14 protein-coding genes are annotated in these 18,537 nt (G+C 37.6%); 12 read left to right on the forward strand and 2 right to left on the reverse strand.

The window, feature by feature from the left end:
• The first annotated feature begins 34 nt into the window (after positions 1–34).
• From BEGALDRAFT_RS13390 to BEGALDRAFT_RS13440, 11 genes are all read left to right on the forward strand, one after another.
• Positions 35–1,366, forward strand: a complete 1,332-nt coding sequence (locus BEGALDRAFT_RS13390) for an MFS transporter (protein ID WP_002690830.1) — start codon at positions 35–37, stop codon at positions 1,364–1,366.
• Between the two features lie 3 nt (positions 1,367–1,369).
• Positions 1,370–1,843 carry a protein YgfX gene (locus BEGALDRAFT_RS13395; RefSeq protein ID WP_002690832.1) on the forward strand — a complete coding sequence of 158 codons (474 nt, stop codon included), beginning with the start codon at positions 1,370–1,372 and terminating at the stop codon, positions 1,841–1,843.
• Between the two features lie 56 nt (positions 1,844–1,899).
• A complete protein-coding gene (gene hda, locus BEGALDRAFT_RS13400) occupies positions 1,900–2,637 on the forward strand; it encodes a DnaA regulatory inactivator Hda (protein ID WP_002690834.1) in 738 nt (245 codons plus the stop codon).
• On the forward strand, positions 2,619–3,626 hold the full coding sequence (locus BEGALDRAFT_RS13405) for a phage tail protein (protein WP_002690836.1): 1,008 nt from the start codon (positions 2,619–2,621) through the stop codon (positions 3,624–3,626). Before hda ends, BEGALDRAFT_RS13405 begins: the two co-directional genes overlap by 19 nt.
• Before the next feature lie 95 nt (positions 3,627–3,721).
• Positions 3,722–4,099, forward strand: coding sequence for a dihydroneopterin aldolase (folB, locus tag BEGALDRAFT_RS13410; RefSeq protein ID WP_002690837.1), 378 nt, complete (start codon positions 3,722–3,724; stop codon positions 4,097–4,099).
• A complete protein-coding gene (gene folK / locus BEGALDRAFT_RS13415) occupies positions 4,080–4,586 on the forward strand; it encodes a 2-amino-4-hydroxy-6-hydroxymethyldihydropteridine diphosphokinase (RefSeq protein ID WP_002690838.1) in 507 nt (168 codons plus the stop codon). Before folB ends, folK begins: the two co-directional genes overlap by 20 nt.
• A gap of 113 nt (positions 4,587–4,699) precedes the next feature.
• On the forward strand, positions 4,700–5,194 hold the full coding sequence (locus BEGALDRAFT_RS18400; protein WP_002690839.1) for a glycine-rich domain-containing protein: 495 nt from the start codon (positions 4,700–4,702) through the stop codon (positions 5,192–5,194).
• Between the two features lie 75 nt (positions 5,195–5,269).
• A complete protein-coding gene (locus tag BEGALDRAFT_RS13425; protein ID WP_002690840.1) occupies positions 5,270–6,121 on the forward strand; it encodes a TauD/TfdA family dioxygenase in 852 nt (283 codons plus the stop codon).
• The gene (locus tag BEGALDRAFT_RS13430) at positions 6,108–6,791 is read left to right on the forward strand and encodes a class I SAM-dependent methyltransferase (protein ID WP_002690841.1); all 684 of its coding nucleotides are present in this window, start codon (positions 6,108–6,110) and stop codon (positions 6,789–6,791) included. The genes BEGALDRAFT_RS13425 and BEGALDRAFT_RS13430 overlap by 14 nt, the downstream gene beginning before the upstream one ends.
• 4 nt (positions 6,792–6,795) lie before the next feature.
• Positions 6,796–7,899 (forward strand): pentapeptide repeat-containing protein, encoded by a 1,104-nt coding sequence (locus tag BEGALDRAFT_RS13435; RefSeq protein ID WP_002690842.1) that lies wholly within the window; start codon positions 6,796–6,798, stop codon positions 7,897–7,899.
• A complete protein-coding gene (locus tag BEGALDRAFT_RS13440; RefSeq protein WP_040294974.1) occupies positions 7,826–11,638 on the forward strand; it encodes an ATP-binding cassette domain-containing protein in 3,813 nt (1,270 codons plus the stop codon). Before BEGALDRAFT_RS13435 ends, BEGALDRAFT_RS13440 begins: the two co-directional genes overlap by 74 nt.
• Positions 11,639–11,710: 72 nt before the next feature.
• Here BEGALDRAFT_RS13440 and BEGALDRAFT_RS13445 read toward each other — a convergent pair whose 3' ends face one another.
• Positions 11,711–14,722 carry an NACHT domain-containing protein gene (locus BEGALDRAFT_RS13445; protein WP_002690846.1) on the reverse strand — a complete coding sequence of 1,004 codons (3,012 nt, stop codon included), beginning with the start codon at positions 14,720–14,722 and terminating at the stop codon, positions 11,711–11,713.
• Positions 14,723–14,790: 68 nt separating this feature from the next.
• A complete protein-coding gene (locus BEGALDRAFT_RS13450; RefSeq protein WP_002690848.1) occupies positions 14,791–15,378 on the reverse strand; it encodes a rhomboid family intramembrane serine protease in 588 nt (195 codons plus the stop codon).
• 282 nt (positions 15,379–15,660) lie between these two features.
• On the opposite strand from BEGALDRAFT_RS13450, the gene ppc reads away from it, so the two are divergent.
• A complete protein-coding gene (ppc, locus tag BEGALDRAFT_RS13455) occupies positions 15,661–18,477 on the forward strand; it encodes a phosphoenolpyruvate carboxylase (RefSeq protein ID WP_002690850.1) in 2,817 nt (938 codons plus the stop codon).
• Positions 18,478–18,537 lie beyond the last annotated feature (60 nt).

Here is an 18,537-nt window from a genome sequence, read left to right on the forward strand (position 1 = left end):
TCTTTATCCTCATTCACTTCAATAGCGTATCGTCATGAGTCAAGCACATCTTCTCCGTACACGTCGCTTTTTGCCCTATTTTCTGACCCAATTTTTAGGGGCGTTTAATGACAATGTGTATAAAAATGCCTTAGTGATTTTAATTGCTTTTCAAGGTAGTGCCTTACTTGGTATGAACAGTAGCCAGTTAGTTAATTTCAGTGCAGGGTTTTTTATTTTGCCATTTTTTCTATTTTCTGCGACTGCAGGGCAAATTGCAGATAAGTATGATAAAGCGCAATTAATGCGTTGGACAAAGCTCTTAGAAATCGCCGTTATGGGGTTAGCCTTATTTGGTTTTTTCTTTAACAGTATTTTATTTTTAATTATTTTACTTTTTTTAATGGGGGCACAATCGGCACTCTTTGGTCCCATAAAATATGGCGTTGTTCCCCAATTATTGCGAGAAGGGGAACTAATTGGCGGAAATGGTTTAATCAGTATGGGCACATTTCTAGCGATTCTTTTAGGAACTATCCTAGGTGGCGTTTTAATCGCGAGGGAAGATGGTGCGCTTTGGGTTGCGACGATTGTTCTCGTCATTGCGATACTGGGCTGGGTTGCTAGTGTATATGTGCCACCTGTCCCCCCTTCAGACCCTAATATTACAGTGAATTGGAATGTTTTCTCACAAACATTTCACAGCATGGGCTTTGCATTAGAAAATCGGAGCGTTTTCTTATCCGTATTAGCCATTTCATGGTTCTGGTTTATTGGGGCAACTTATCTATCACAACTACCTATTTACACAAAAGATATTTTAAAAGGTAATGAGAACGTTATTACTTTATTATTAACCATGTTTTCTGTGGGCATTGGTCTTGGTTCATTACTGTGCGAACGCCTATCTCGCGGAAAATTAGAGGCTGGTTTAGTGCCTTTAGGGGCTTTAGGCATCACCATTTTTTCTATTGATGTTTACTTTGCCAGTTATTACTTTTATGCCCTTGAATATCCTGTAGGAACAATAACTGTATCCACCTTTTTATCTGAAGGATTTGCCAGTTGGCGAATATTAGCGGATTTAGTGTTAATTGGCTTATTTGGTGGTTTTTATATTGTGCCATTAAACGTTATTGTACAAACCCGTAGCAATCCTGCACACCGCTCACGTATCATTGCTGCCAATAATATTATTAACTCACTTTACATGGTGCTTTCAGCCGTTTATGCCATGCTTTTATTAAGTTTTAATGTCAGTATTGGCACTATCTTCCTCAGTTTAGGGGCACTAAATCTTATTTATTCGTTAGTCATTTTCCTCTTTATGCCTGAATTTTTAACCCGATTTGTTCAAATGTGGCGTTCAAATTCAGCTAACGCATAACTCATGCAAAAAACGTCTGTATTTACCGAATCAATTGCTTTAACACTTCATCCATCCAAATCATTTTTAATTGTGTTAAGCATTATTTACGGCGGTGCAGGCGTTTTACTCATACCGCTACAACTTCCTTTCTGGTTAAAAATTTCGCTATTTATAATCTTAATGCTACATGCGCTGTATAGCATTATTTACGAAGCTTTCTATTATCAACATCCTGTACAGAATGCAATATTGCACCTGACCTATGCTATTTATGCAGACCAAACACATGCGCAAATACACGCGAGTAGTTATCAACACGCCTATCTCATTGTGCTACGCCTACAGCACACTAATCATCCTAAAAAAATAGACACACTTATCATTTTTGCCGATGCCATCGCGCCACAAAGTTTTAAGCAAATTCGTATCCGTTTAAAACACCCTTACCCAACGGATAATAAGCAATTATCTCCCTCCTTGAAAAAGACTGATTAATTCATTACTGCAAGACTTCCTTTTCAATCACTTTTCCCCCATAATAAAACGTCGATATGAGTACTCAACTACCTTTAGGCATTGGTTTGCCAGAGTCCGCCTCATTCACCAACTATATTCCTGGTCCTAATCAAGCTGTTTTCAACATATTACAGCAGATTATCGATGGAAAATGGGAAAATTGTTTATATATTTATGGTGATGCAGGAACAGGAAAAAGCCATTTATTACAAGCCGCTTGTGAACAAATGGCACGACGTGGTGGCAGACCCGCTTATTTACCCCTCGCTTTATTCTCGCAATCTACCCCTGACATACTAGAAGGGCTAGACGCGCTCGACCTCGTTTGTATCGACGATATACACGCCATTATTGGACAACCCCATTGGGAAGAAGCTTTATTCCGCCTTTACAATCAACTACGCACAAATGGGATTCCTCAAATTATTACAGGAAACACCATTCCCAATAAACTGGGTTTACACCTGCCTGATTTAGTCTCCCGTTTAAACTGGGGCGGGGCGTTCGCGCTTCAACCCTTAGACGACATAAGCACCCTACAAGCTTTACAAGAACATGCCAAAGGGCGGGGCATGGAACTCTCTGACAAAGTCGCGCAATACCTCGTTCACCAATGTCCAAGAGACATGAAAACCCTGCTCAAATGGCTGCGCCAACTCGACTACGAATCCCTTTCTAACCGTCGAAAACTGACCCTCCCCTTTGTGCGCAATCTTGTGCAAAATACCGTCGTTTCCCTACAGGATAATGCGTCATGGCATGGAAACAAATAGCCATAGCCGTTAGTCTCAGCATAATACTGACACTAATGAGCAGTTATTTACTCTTTAATAACCGACTCAATGAACTTAGTGCCCAAGTTCAAGCCCTAGAAACCCGCGAATTTAAACAACTCGACCAACAATACGCCCGAACCCAATACGTCGACAAACTCAATGAAGCCCTACACACAGCCCTATCTGCGGCAATCAACACCAGCACAGAACAAAATCTTTACCTCACAGCACAAGTCAATAACGCCTACCGTTTAGCTGATACCCTACTCGACAAAGTCAACAAACAAGCCGACCAACACACCGCTGTTTTAGAACAAATAGCCACCCTAAAACAAACCATCAACAAACTCATAGAACTGGTCGACAACTTAAAAAAAAATACCGCCCACAGCGTTCCCGCTGGCACTATCATGAGCTATGCAGGCAACATCAATGCCGAACAACAACAAACACTTCAACAACTCGGCTGGCTACTCTGTGATGGACGCGAACTCCCACGCCAACAATACCCCCAACTTTTCGCAGCCATCTCCACCCTCTACGGCGCACCAACTGAACAAACCTTTCTACTACCAGACTTTCGCGGTGTTTTCCTACGCGGGCTAGACTTAGACAGACAACTTGATGCACAACGCACACTCGGCACAATGCAACTAGACGACAACAAAGCCCACCAACACACAGGAACGACCACCACATCAGGCATACACCAACATCGAGGCTCAACAGACATCGGTGGCGAACACCACCACAAACTAGAAGCCTCAGGGTTTTGGTACACCACAAAAAGCTGGCTAGAACGTCGAGCTATCACCAACGAAGTTGACGACGGCGAAACCTACAACACCACCCTAGACGGCGAACACAAACACAACTTTGTCACCCCCATCGGCGGAGACCACCAACACCAACTACTCACCGATAATACGGGTGGTACAGAAACACGCCCTAAAAATTATGCAATTATCTATTTTATAAAGTATTAAAACAAAAGATATACAATCAGTTTCACAAAATCCAAGACACAAATAGCGGACAAAACCCCTATTCATATCCCTTTTAACGCATATACAACGATAACATGGACATCATCTACCTACGTGATTTACGCATAGACACCGTTATTGGTATTTTCGGCTGGGAAAGACAAGTAAAACAAACCATTGTACTCGATATCGAAATGGCAACCGATATACGCAAAGCGGCAGCAACCGACCATATTGAAGACACCTTAAATTACAAAGCTGTAGCAAAACGACTGATTGATTTCGTCACACACAGCGAATTTGAACTGGTCGAAACCCTTGCAGAACGAATAACAGAAATTATATTAAGTGAGTTTCAAGTGCCTTGGGTCAGACTACAACTTAACAAACAAGGCGCAGTCAGAGGAGCGAGAGATGTTGGAATCATCATTGAAAGGGGGACAAAAACAGAACATGGCAACAGTGTATGTTAGCGTAGGTAGTAATATCAATCCATTACAACACATACGCGCAGGATTAACGGACTTACAACACCACTACGGCACACTACAACTATCACCTGTTTACGAAAGTGCTGCCGTGGGTTTTACAGGGGAAAACTTCTACAACCTCGTGCTTGCCTTTCAAACAGATAAACCTGTCCGACAAGTCAACCAACACCTACACGAGATAGAAGCCAATCACGGACGCACCCGCGACGGACAACGCTACTCATCCAGAACATTGGATTTAGACCTAATACTCTACGATGACCTCGTACTACAAGACACCACCGACAAGCTAGAAGTTCCCAGAGGCGAAATAGAAAAATACGCCTTCGTCCTTCTCCCCCTAGCCGACCTAGCCCCCACCCTAAAACACCCAACACTAGGCAAAACCTACGCTGAATTATGGGAAAACTTCCAAGGTAAAGACAAACAAACCTTGTGGCAGGTGGATGTTGAATTAATGCCGCAATAATTAGAAATTATCTTTTACAGATGCTATTATTTTTCAATGCATTTAGCTTTATAGTAGTATCTGTTTTCTTACCTTAATATCTATATCGCTCTATTTATGTTGAACACGAAGACATGGGGGTCATAATTATGTTGTTAAGCCATTTATCACAAGAAGCTTTACTTTCTAAACAAGCTACATTTCAACCTAGTAAAAACACAATTGTAGAAGCTACACGTTTAGTTAATCAACTTGATTTTACTGACCAAAATGCCACGTTAATTTCTTATCATGGTTGGCAAGCTGAGAAAGTCTTAGCAACTGAAGTAATTTACAGAAAATGGTTGGTTTTGCACAAAGTTTATAACCAAGAAATCAAATTAGCCCCAAACAAGCAGTTGGATGAATATTGGCACTTTCATATTTTAGACACCAGAAAATACATGCAAGATTGCAATTTAGTTTTTGGTAGCTATCTACATCATTATCCTTACTTTGGTTTAACTGATGCAGAGACAGCGGAAGATTTGCACAATGCGTTTCAACGTACACGCGATTTATTTATTAAACACTTTGGACATGACTTAATAGGTGTTTCAAATCGTTGTAGCTCAACCTCTTGTCGTTAATTCCTCTCTTTTTCTCAAAGATAGCAGGTATTTTATACTCATAAAATATCTGCTATTTGATTTGGTTTTCCATTTATGGCGATTTTATCTATTTCAACTCCATTACGAGCACATATTTCTTCTATTGCTCATCATATTAATGTTTTCGTACAATCAGATATTGATAGTTTTATTCAACAAAATAAATATTTTTTATTAATTTATCAATCTGTTGAAAAAATTTTAGATAAAAATTGTTTTGTTGTAATTAAAAATATTGGTTTTAATAGAAATAGGGCCATTTTTGAATCTTTCATTAAGTTATTTGGACGATTTTATGGCGTTGTTGAATATACAGGGATTAAAGTAGATTGTGCTTATACAGGCTGTAGTTATAATGCCTTGACTCTGCATAATGATGATGCTGTTGATTTAAATAATCCAAAATATACATTCATTCAAGTGTTATCAGAAGACCCAAATGGAACTAATTTTGGTTGGAATGGGGTAGTTAGAATTGATGATGTATTTGAATACTTAACGCTGCACGATAAAGCGTTATTAGATAAATTATTTAATTATCATTTTCCGATGCTTTCGTATGGAGTTTCTGCTTATTCGGAAAGTCGGGAAGAAATTATTTTACGAGAACCTATTTTTACTTATCATCGTGGCTATTTAAAAGTACGTTTTGATTTATCTCGAATTAAGCATTTTTATTTTAAAAAAGAAATAGCCATGCCTGATGAGGAAAAATTGATTTTAGATAAATTCTTATCAGTTTGTCAGCAGTTTCGTAAGCGTTATTATTTGAGCTGTGGTGATATTTTAATTGTTGATAATCATCGTACTTTACATGACCGTGAAGAAACTACTTTAGAGTTAGACGAAGATGGTCGTTTTATTTCCCGAGAGATATTAGTGAGTTTTGCATATGAAAAAAACTGATTTTCACATTTCACAAGCCCATGATTTGATTGGTACTCATTCTAATCTCCCTTTTTGGATTTCAATGATAAAAGCCTCACAAATGGTTATTCCGCCAGATACTTCGAAAGTTGTGTTAGATTTTGGGTGTGGTGAAGGTAAGTTTTTGCCTGTTTTTGATTTGATGGATGATTTGAAAACAGGGGTAGGCTTTGAGGTGGATGATAAGTTGTTATCTATTGCAAAAGAACGTAATCAAAATAGTAAGATTAGTTATGCTCATTATGATAAGTTAGCTAATTATAAGGACTATTTTGATATTGCGTATTCACAAGAAGCGTTATATACCTTGCCCGATTTGAAGAAACATGCTCAAGAGATGTTTAATTGTTTAAAAAAGGGAGGGTATTATTTTGCAACGATGGGGTCTCATATTCAGAATCCTTTGTGGGCACATCGGCGGGAAATTATTAGACGGGAAGAAAGTTATCCTGTATGTGATTATTCGTTAGAACAGGTTGCAAATGTATTTTTTGAGGTTGGGTTTGAAGTTGGATTGAAACGTTTACCTGTTGAGTATTTTGTGATTTATCATCCAGAAATTACAAAGGCTTTTTCTAAATCTTATTTGGATTTAGTTAATAGTGTTTATGAGAATAAAATGTTGTTTTTATTTTGGAAGGAGACCTAATTAAATGAAAGGTATAATAGAAAAAATGAAAATGGTTTTCAACCATAAAAATAATATGTTAGCTTTTATTCTAGTAATTGTTGTATTTCAGTTCGTTTGGATTTTTTTTAAAAAAGATTTGATTACCAATACACTGACAGATTTTATAGCCTCGTTTGCTGGTTTTATTCTTACTGCTTTAGGATTTTCTTTTGTAGTCGTGCAGATTTCAGCTTTAGCAGAACAAATACAAAATGAAAAGGAGCGCTCTCATCAAGATAAAGAACGTCATTATCAAGATAGCGAATTCAGAAACTTCCTAGAAGCTACAAAAATGCTAACTTCTGCTGATAAAGACAATGTTACAGCACAAATTTCAGCAATGTATCTGCTTTATGATTTTGCAAAGAAATATCCTGACAATTTAGAGAAGGTAATGAAAGTATTGAACAGATATGTTATTCCTTCTTATTATGAAATAATTTCTAATGAAAAAAGAACTATTGATGAATGGAAAGAAAATGGAGACCCATGTCAGCAAGTGGCTTCTATTGCTTTAGAATTAAATAAGAAATTATTTATTTATGCTTTACAGGAAGTAGATAATAAAATAATTAATTTATCTGGACTAGTAATCTTTAATTTAGATTTTGAATCAGATATTAATTTTGATAAAAATCTAGTTCTATCAAAAATTTTTGAGAAATCAGATAGAATAACATTCTTGCATAGCAATTTTTCGTCTAAGAAACAATCTAAACAAATAGATTTTTTTACAACAAAAAAAGTTGATACTGATTCTATCATTGGAAGAATGAATATTAGTTTGTCTAATTTTATTAAGTGTGATTTAACAAATTGTAATTTCTCTCAATCAAACTTATGGGGGGTTAGTTTTGAAAATTGTATTCTTGAAAAGACTTCTTTTGAGAATGCAGAATGTGAAGGTGCTGAATTTATAGGAACAACAGAAATAAAATGCGCACAATTGAATGAAATGTTATTTTTAAGCAAACTTAAATTTAACACATTTAGAGCATGTCCAGAATTAAAATATGGCGTTATTTATCATAATAATCCAAACTGTTTTCAATATACTGAAGAATATAGAAGATTTAAAAACAGTTGAAATTATGAATAATAAAATACTCATTTTTGGCGCAGAAGAAAACAATCTCAAACAAATTGATGTAGAAATTCCTTTACATCGAATTACGACGATTATTGGTGTTAGTGGTTCAGGCAAATCAAGTTTAATTTACAAAGTCATTGCTGAAGAAGCCAAAAGACGAGAAAAAATCGACAAGGGACTTGCCGAATGTCGCGACTATGCTATCCGTCCTAAATTCGACAAAATAGAAAACCTTCCCTACTGTATTGTCGTTAAACAAAGAGGCTTGCAACAAAGCCACGCATCAACACTTGCAACTGTCACAGGATTGCATGAATTACTTAGAGATGAATTTGTCAAAGACGGCAAAATTATTTGCCAGTGTGGTACTGAAGTACATCCGCCAACCCCTTCAGACATAATTAATTTCATCAATAAAAATTTTCCAACAGAAATAATAGAGTTAATTGCCATTGTTGCTGATGAAAAATACAGCGATTGTGAAAGAGAAATTGCTTTATTAAAAGCACAATATATAGAAGAAGTGATTATTCTTAGCTCATACGACGAAAAAGAACGCATAAAAAAAGTTAAGACCTTAAAACACTTAAATAATCAATATGCTAATACTATAAAAATTAATTTAGGTAAATTTAATACATCTGCATCTTTACAAAAAGCGATAGATACTTACAAATCTATTGCATTTGATAGTTTTCAAATTATCGTTAATCATAAAAGTTACCATTTTAAATACGACTATATTTGTCCGTCTTGCACCCAACTATATCACCCAATCACTTCAAATCTTCTTTCTTTCAATAGTAGCTCCTCCACAAAAACATCTGGCGTATGTGAAATTTGTCAAGGACAAGGAGAATTACAAACGTTAAATTATGAACAACTCATTATTCCAAATAAACCATTAAATGAACATTTTTTAAACTTAGAACATAATGGAAATTGTTATAAATACACTTCGTTATGTGATGATACCCTTGAAAGATTTTGCAAGGAAAATAAGATAGAAACATATAAAACCTTTTCTGAATTAACAAAGGAACACCAGACACACCTAAAACAATTTATAGAAGAAAAATTGCTCAAAAAAAATCATATTACAATTAGCAAATTTGTAACAAAAATAACCTGTCCAACATGCCACGGTAGTCGCCTAAATACTAAAGCAAATGCAGTAAAATGGTATGGAAAAAATATTAGTGAATTATTAAGTTTCAGTGTGGAAGAACTATTTTTTTTCCTGAAAGACAAAAAACTTCATCATACCAAAATTCATCATATTTTATCTGTTCTCATACAAGCAACCATTGGTTACTTAACATTAGAACGTTCCACAGATACATTAAGCGGTGGAGAACTACAACGCATAAAAATTGCAATACAACTTAATACTAATAATAAAAATTTACTTTATATTTTGGATGAACCCTCAATTGGATTACATGCTTATGATAATCTTAAATTTATTAACTTAATTAAGTGTTTAAAACAACAGGGAAATACCGTTATTATTTCTGAACATAATCAGCACTACATAAAAAATGCAGATTACTTAATAGAGCTAGGGACTGGAGGGGGGATTAAAGGCGGAAATGTGATTTTTAGTGACACTGCTAATTGTTACCAACTTCCTTCTATAGAAGTTAATAGAAAAAATCATACAATAGATTTAAATAATGCGCTATATTTAGAAAATGTGTGTTATCACAGTATTAGAAATCAAAATTTTATTATTCCGCTTAATGGATTAATTGCTATCTCTGGTGTTTCTGGTAGTGGAAAATCCTCTCTTATCCATCATGTTTTATCTCCTATTATCAAGCAATATTTGGCAGATAAAACAATCAATACACAATATGTAAAATCTGTTAAAAATTTTGATAAATTACAAAGTTTAGTAGAGCTAAATCAATCCCAAATAGGGGTTAATTCTCGTTCTATTATTGCAACTTATATGGGTTTTTTCGATAAAATTCGTAAATTATTTGCAAATACAGAAATAGCATTGTTGTCTAACTTTTCCTCAACAATGTTTAGTTTTAATGAGGAAGAAGGGCAATGTGAATATTGTAAAGGTTTGGGCGAAGTAGAAAATAATATTTGTCCAAGTTGTTTAGGTAATCGTTATCAACCTCAAGTATTAGAAGTCATTTATCAATCTTGTTCTATTGCTGATGTACTAAATTTGACTATTGATGAATCGCTCCTTTTTTTCAAGGATGATGAGGAATTAGTTTTCTATTTTAATACCCTGATTAGTTTAGGATTAGGACATCTAACAATAGGTCGAGCTACACCAACATTAAGTGGAGGCGAAGGACAACGTTTGAAATTAGCAAAAAGCTTGATTGAATCAAAAAATAAAATAAAAAAAGGAAATTTTATTTATATTCTAGATGAACCAACAACGGGATTAAGTTATAAAGATATAAATAAATTATTTTCTATTTTTGAAAAAATATTAAGTTATAACAATACAATTATTGTAATTGAGCATAATTTAACAATTATCAAACATGCTGATTATGTTATAGACATGGGGTTAGGTGCAGGAAAATTAGGTGGAAATAATCTTTTTTCTGGAATACCCACAGATTTGTTGAAACATCCTTCTTCAGTCACAGCCAAAGCATTGCAAGACACTTATGATAAGGATGAAATCCCTTTGCGTGATTTAGAGTTAGAGGTATCTTCTTTTAATGAGCAAAGTGATTTTGCTATTTTAGGTAAGCAAAAAACATTACATAATTGTCAAAATATATATTTAACTGGCAAAAACTTTGAATTGGAAAAACAGCTTTTAGAAAATTATACATTAGTTTTAGATAATCAGAATTTTAATGTTTTTAAATCAAAAGAAGAACTTTTTAAAAGCGTAAGTACAATTAAAGAATTTCAATATTATGGATTTAACCCATTTGTTACAAATTTTTTTATTTATAACAGAATTGCTCAAAGCGATTTAAAACAAAAACTATTAAATCTCTCTAAAATAGGTTTTGATGCACTCTATATTTCAGGTGAAATTTACTCTATAAAAAACAACTTAAAAAATATACTATTACAAAACCCTTGGGAATTTAAAATTATTACTAATAGTAGTGAACAAGCATACCTTTACGGACAAGGTTGGTTATCCATAATAGTTTCATCTAATAAAATAGTAGAATTAAGCACTCGCTTAGTATCTATAAAACACAAAATTATTGGCTCTCCTCAAATTATACCTGCAACGTTTAACCGCTACTTAAATCCTTGTAAGGAATGTTATGGGGTAGGTTTTTTATTAGGTATAGAGAATACGAAAATTATAGAAAACGCTGATTTATCTATTTTAGATGAGGGTTTCCTTAAAAAAGAAATTGCAGAAAAATTAAAGGGGACAATGCGCTTAGAGATAAAACCTGCAATAAAAAAACTTAGGGAAGAGGGTTTGTTTGATTTCTCAAAAAGCTTTAGCCAGTTAAATGAAGAAGAAAAAAACATTTTTCTGTATGGTTTTATTCATAAGCATTTTTTAAAACCAATGGGACAAAAAAACAATAAAAATGATTATATTGCTTGGAAAGGTTTATATTTTTATATTCGAGATAATATTTCAAAATTTGATAAAACACTTTCTCAAGATATTACTATTTTTGAAAAAACATGTCCTTTTTGTCAGGGTTCTGGTTTTAATGAAGAATTAAAATTCTTTCATATCAATAATAATGCACTTTCTTGTTTGCTCACTTAAATTAAGTTTAGTGAAAACATTGCTATAAGAATAGAGCATATCATCCATACTGAATTAATCCTTTTATTTTACTCAAAACGCCTTCCTCTCCCTCACTATTCGTATTCCCTCCCATGCTGATAACTCGCCCGTTTCACGGGCGAGGGTAATGCGTAAAAACCAATATAAATGCAGTACAACCTCCCGTCCAAATAATTGTTCTTGGTTATCTTTTTTCTTCAATAAACGTTGCCAGCTTTTAGGGGATAGTTGATTTTCTAGTAGCTCATAACCGCGCCATGTGTATTCGGCAAGGTGTAGGCAGTAGGTGCGCCATGCTTGGCGGACTGTGGCAGGGGTTTGGGCTGTCGCGCAGTCTAGTAAGTCAGCAAGTAAAACACCAACTCGTTGTTGTTCTGGGTCGGTAACGGCTTGCATGGTTAATAGGAGTTGTTGGGCTTGGGTTTGTAGGTTGGGGGGAATCGCGTTGTAGTATTCGTATTCTAAGTAGGTGTGTTTGTCGTGGATTTCTTTAGAGTCTAGGCGTTGGGCGCGGTTTTGGGTCAGTATGCTGGTGTCGTGTAGGTGGCGTGTCCGGTCGAAAATAAATTCTAATACGCTGGCGAGTCTGGGGAAACGGGCAATTTCTAGCGCGCTATTGGGTAGCTCGGTATATTCTAGGGCAAGGAGTAGGGCTTTTAAAACAGGGTGTTCGGCGGGTTCTGTTAAGCGGTAGTGGCGCGGTTCACGGGAGGTGGTGCTTGCTTTGGAGCGGGCGCGGGAAAGGTCTATTTCGTGTGAGAGTGCTTTGCATTGTTCTTGGATGCGGTCAAAGTGGAGGGTTAAGGGGAGGTCGGAAAGGCGTTGAAGGCGTTGGGCAAGGATTTGTTCGTTGGTGTTGCTATTCCATTGTAGTTGGTAGTGGTTGTTTTGTTTGCACCATGTGGCTAGTCCTGTATTAAGGGCTGGGTGACTTTGGGCTTCTAATGGGGTGGGGAGTCGGTAGGCGACACCGCCGCCGCGTTTGTTGGTGAGCCATGTGCAGAATGCATCGGCATCTTTGCCTTGAGTGCCTGCAATTGCTTGTTGTGCTTGACCTTGTGGAAAGCGGGGTTGTTGCCAGTGGTCGGGTTGGTGGAATTTGCCTTGTTGGCGGGTGTCGTCTAGGAAAAGTTGGTATTCTGCATTGCTGATGAAGTGGAGGTCTATTTCTATGTCGTCGTCGATGCGTTGTAGGGTGTTGAGGCGTTGGCTCATGCGGACTTCTGCGGCAAGTTCGCGTTGTTCGATGTTGTTGGCATCTAGGTTGCCGAGGACTTTGTGAATGACGGCGTTACGGGTGTCTTCTTCTAATTCTCTCGCTTCTTCTAGGCAGTGGGCGGCAAGGGTCATGGCGGCGAGTGAGGCGTTTTCTAGGCAGGCTTTGACAACGGGGGTTGCATCGCCTTGGGCAACGTAGAGGCGTAGGGTTTCTTGCCACCAGCTACGGTGTACGAAGTTTTCCCATTTGATGTTGTCTTTGCGTTCTAGGAGGTAGGCGGAGGCTAGGTATTCTTGGAAGGTGAGGTGGGCAAAGTGCCATGTGTTGTGTTCTTTTTCTAGGACTAGCCCACTGCTTTCTTGGATGTCGGGGAGGAAACGATTAACATTGTCGTCGGTTAGACCAACCCGTTTTAGGGGTTTATTGATGATTTCTAGGGCTTCTTGGGTGCTGATGTCGCGGATGTTTTTGTTCATCATGTAGGCGGCAAGGGGTTGTAGGGCAACCCGTTTTTGTGCGGCGGTGAGGTTGTCATGAATGCCGATGGATTGTCGCCAGTGTCCTAGGAATACGTCGCAGATTTCGGCGTAGAGTTCTACTCGTCTGCCAGGTAGTTGTCCGCGATAGCGGTGTACCATGGCTATCATGGTGAGTAGTAGCGGATTGACGGTTAAGGCACTGAGCGCGGGAATTTTATGGAGGCGGGTGAGTAGGTCTTCTGCTTCTTGTTGGGCTTTTTGTTTTACGCCAGCATCTTCTTTTCCAAAGCTGATGATTTCGTTGGCTAAATACCAAGCATGAACAAAGGATCGGACTTGTTCCATGTTGAAGGGTTGAACTTCAAGGATGTTGGCGTGTTGTAATGGTGCGCTACGGTAGCCGTGTGGACGAGCGGTGATGATGAAGTGGCAACGGGGATAGTTTTGGATTTGTGCGTCTAGCCATTGGGCAATTTTAATACGTTGAGTCACGTCGCCGACTTCGTCTAATCCATCGAGTAGGATAATGCAAAGTCCATTTTTTAGTTGGCGGTCAAACCAGTCTGCGGGTGGGTTGAGGTCGGGATATTTTTTAGGGTTGTTAAAGTGTTTGTAAGCGAGTTCGGCAAGGGTTGGGGAGTTTTCTAGTGAAAGTGGTTTTGTGGCATCGGTGGCTTCTTGCAGAATGTCTTCTATGTGGTTGCGAAAGGCAAGAATCAGGGGAATACGGTGCGAAAGTCGGTAGTATTGTTGGCGATGTTGGGCAAGTGTTAGGGCAATATGTTGTAGTAATGTGGTTTTACCGCAACCTGGTGAGCCGAGCACAGCGAGGACTAGGCGTGTGTGTTGTTTGTCTCCGTGTTGGATAAAGTCCCAGATGGGGCGATTACCTGCAAGTTCTTTGTTAGAAAGGGGATCGACGTTGGCTTGATTGGGGTTTGAGGAGGGGGCTATACGGAGTTCAACAAAGACTTTATCGAGTTCTAGGGTGAAAGTTCCCATGACTCGTAATCCGCGCACGTTAAACACGCGGTGTTTATAAAGGATGTCTCGACAGTAACGGGTTTCAAAGTTGAAATGGGCAAAGAGTTTGCCGAAAAGTCCAAAAAAGCCATCGATGGCTTTATCAAAGAGTCCTGAAAAGCGTTCTTCTAATTTTTTGCGAATCAGGACAAGTCCAACCAAAAAAAGCGTAATGATGGCATAGAGCGGTTTATCAATGAACCATTCTAAAAATTTTTGGAGAGTTTCTACAAAACCACTGGCTTCTTTTTCCCATTCATCGGTAGTTGTTGTTGCAAAGGTATTATTGAGATAAAACAGGGTAATAGATAGAGAAAGTATTATCTTTTTTAGACGAGACATAAGAAAATCCGTGAATGTAGTAGATATTTTTATATTCAGTAGTCAATTATCGTGTTTTTTAAATAGGGTTATTTTGTCCCTGTGTTTTTTGTGATGTGTAGCAAACTTAAGACAAGTAGCACGCCAATAAAAGCCCCACCTAAATGAGCAACACGGTTAATACCATCAGCTTGCCCTAGTTGTTGGGTTTCTTGAATCACTTGTATTAATACGAATTGTCCTAAAATTAAAACTTCTAAGAGTCTGCGCCAGTCCCAGCTTAAGCGTATTAAAACGCTGACAGAAAATAAACCAAAAACAGCCCCTGATGCGCCTAAAGAGCTGAAATAGCCTGATTGTAATAGCCAGCTCATGATGTTTGCTCCAATCCCACAAATTAAATAGCTAATAACTACACCGCTAGCCCCTTCTTGTTCTTCAATTAATTTGCCAAATAAGTAGAGGAAAAAGAGATTTCCTGATAAGTGTTGCCAACTTGCATGGCAAAAGAGGGAAGTGACAAATTGATACCATTCGGGATGATGGTGATTTAAATATAAGCGTTCTAAGGGGAGTTGTAAGATATGGTCTAGGATATAAAATCCTAAATTGATAATAATAAGGGTAAAAACGCCGTTGTAACGTTGTTGGGGTTGTAAGGCAATGTTGTCTAACATGGGAAAATTCCTTGTTTACTTTTTAAAATTGTTTTCATGGCAATTGTTTAGTTAATTCATTAGTAACATTGTGGAAATTCGCAGATAAGCACTTGCACCTTCAGACAAAGCTATTCAGAATAAACCTTATCACCTTTAGCACGAAAGAATAAGCGATAACGGACGGTTAAAGGACTGATACCTGTTTATCCAACAGGACAGCAGGACCTAACTTTCACCTAATAAGTTAAGTTTATCATCTGTTTACCCCTACAGATATCTACCAAAATAAGGATTTAGGCTATGAAGACCCTCGTAAAAGATAAACCCCTGCGGCGGCGTGTAAAGTTATTCGGTAAGTTGGTGGGGAAGGTCTTACGCGCTCGTGCCCATGGGCAAGTTTATGCAACAGTGGAGGAGTTACGAAAAGGTTATATTCAACTGCGCAAAACGCCTGATGCCACGAAACAGCATAAATTAGAGCGAATGATTACTTTATTGTCTCCCGAAGTGTTATCGGAAGTCATTCGTGCGTTTAATATTTATTTCAGTTTAACCAATATTGCCGATGAACTTTTTAAACATCAACGCCGTCGTGAGCAGGTGCATAAAGGCGGGGCATTGTGGGAAGAGTCATTTGATGCCACTTTTCGTGAGTTAATCAAGGCAGGTTTATCCCCGCAGGAAATTCAGGCATTATTTGATAATTTACTTTATATTCCAGTTTTTACCGCACATCCAACAGAAATACGTCGCCGTACATTGATGTTAGCATTGCGACGGGTTTTCTTAGCCGCAGAAAAAATTGATCAACGTGGATTGAGTTGGGTGGAACAGGCTGAATTAGAGGCAGCATTAGAGGCGGAATTACATATTTTATGGAAAACGGATGAAGTTCGCTTGCGTCAAATGCATGTCGAGGATGAAATCAGTAACGGCTTGAATTATTTTCGTGAAAGTTTATTTACAGCAGTCCCTTTAGCTTATCGTGCAGCAGAAAGAACAATTCGACGTTTATATAATGATTCAACCCAAACACCCATTATTGTGCCAAGTTTTTTACGGTTTGGCTCGTGGATTGGGGGGGATAGAGATGGTAATCCGTTTGTTAAGCCTGCAACAACGATTAAAGCATTACGATTACAAAAAGTTGAGATTTTACGAGAATATGAGCATCGCTTGTTTGAATTAAGCGATATTGTGACTCATTCAAAAACCTTTTGTCAGCCGACTGAGGAGTTGTTACAAAGCATTGAGCGTGATGCTGATTTACTTACTCATAATGGATTATATGCTTATAACGAGCATATTTTTGAAATTTACCGCCGTAAATTGTTAATGATGCATACTCGTATCAAAAATAATTTAGAAGCAACAGAAGCCCGTTTAAACAATACATTAACGGGAATGATGATTGCGGATAAGGAGCGGATTGGTTATACCCACGAGGAAGAATTTTTAGCCGATTTACGGTTGATTTATAAGTCTTTATTAAGCCATGATGATCAGGCTGTTGCGGATGGTTCATTTAAAGATTTAATTCGTTTAGTAGAAACCTTCGGTTTTTATTTGATGAAGTTAGATATTCGTCAAGAATCAACACGTCATAGTGATGCAGTTGCAGAATTGTTAAAGGCACAAGGCATTGACTATCAAGCCTTGAAAGAAGAAGAACGCTTAAAGTTATTAGTGCAATGGTTACAGGCAGAACAATCTTTATTGTCACCCGCAGCGCAATGGTCTGAGTTAACAGCTGAAACCTTGGCAGTCTTCCAAATTATGCATGACATGCAGGAAGAAATTAGCCCGCAAGCCTTTGGTAGTTATGTTATTTCAATGACACATAGTGCAAGTCATGTGTTAGAAGTCTTGTTGCTCGCAAAACAGTATCAGCTTGTTGACCCAAAAGGGCATTATTGCCATGTGGGTGTTTCTCCGTTATTTGAAACGATTGACGATTTAAATCATATCGAACAAGTATTAACAACGCTATTTCATCTCCCATTCTATCGTCAATTGTTACATGCTTCAGGTGACTTACAAGAAGTCATGTTGGGATATTCAGACTCATGTAAAGATGGGGGGATTGTGACTTCCTCATGGTTACTGTATGAAGCGCAGAAAAAGATCACTGTTTTAGCAGAAAAACATCATCTTGCTTGTCGTCTTTTCCATGGACGGGGTGGTGCAGTTGGGCGGGGTGGTGGCCCTACTTATGAAGCCATTATTTCTCAGCCAGCAGGTACAGTACATGGACAAATTAAGTTTACCGAACAAGGGGAAGTTTTAGCTTATAAGTATAGTAATCCTGAAACGGCAATGTATGAACTGACTGTTGGTGCTGCGGGATTATTAAAAGCCAGTAGTATGTTGATGCATAAACATAAGTCTTTTGATGTTGATAGCCATTACATAGAAATTATGAATTACCTCGCCAAACAAGGCGAAAAACAATACCGTTTATTAACCGATCATACAGAAGGATTTATGCCATTTTTCTACGATGCAACACCTGTTGCAGAAATAGGATTGATGAATATTGGCTCTCGTCCTGCCCGTCGTCGGTCTGATAATCCTTCAAAATACTCGATTCGAGCAATTCCTTGGGTGTTTGGCTGGTCACAGGCGCGTTATACCTTGCCTGCTTGGTTTGGTTTAGGCACAGCCTTAGAGAAATTTTGCGATAAAGAGACGGATAATTTATTAAAACTACAGAAAATGTATAAAGAATTTCCGTTTTTTAAATCGTTGTTGAGTAATATTCAAATGTCTTTGTTTAAAACCGACATGGATATTGCTCGCCGTTATGCTGATTTATGTAGCGACAAACAACAAGCCACGAAAATTTTTGCCATGATTAAGGCTGAGTATGATCGTACTGAACAATATGTGTTAAAAGTCGCTGATATTACTGATTTAGTTGAAGATAATCCTTCTTTACAACTATCAATAGAACGGCGGTTGCCTTATATCGACCCTTTAAATGCGATACAAGTGTATTTGTTGGGACAATATCGTCAAACGACTGCACATGGTGATACTGAAGAAGCAAAGCGTTGGTTTGATCCGTTGATTCGCTCAATTAATGCCATTTCGGCAGGAATGCGAAATACAGGCTAATTTAATTTTTAAGGGCGAGTAAATCGCCCTTTTTTATGGCGCAATGACAAAAGGATAAAT

Source organism: Beggiatoa alba B18LD (assembly GCF_000245015.1).
Taxonomy (GTDB): Bacteria; Pseudomonadota; Gammaproteobacteria; order Beggiatoales; family Beggiatoaceae; genus Beggiatoa; species Beggiatoa alba.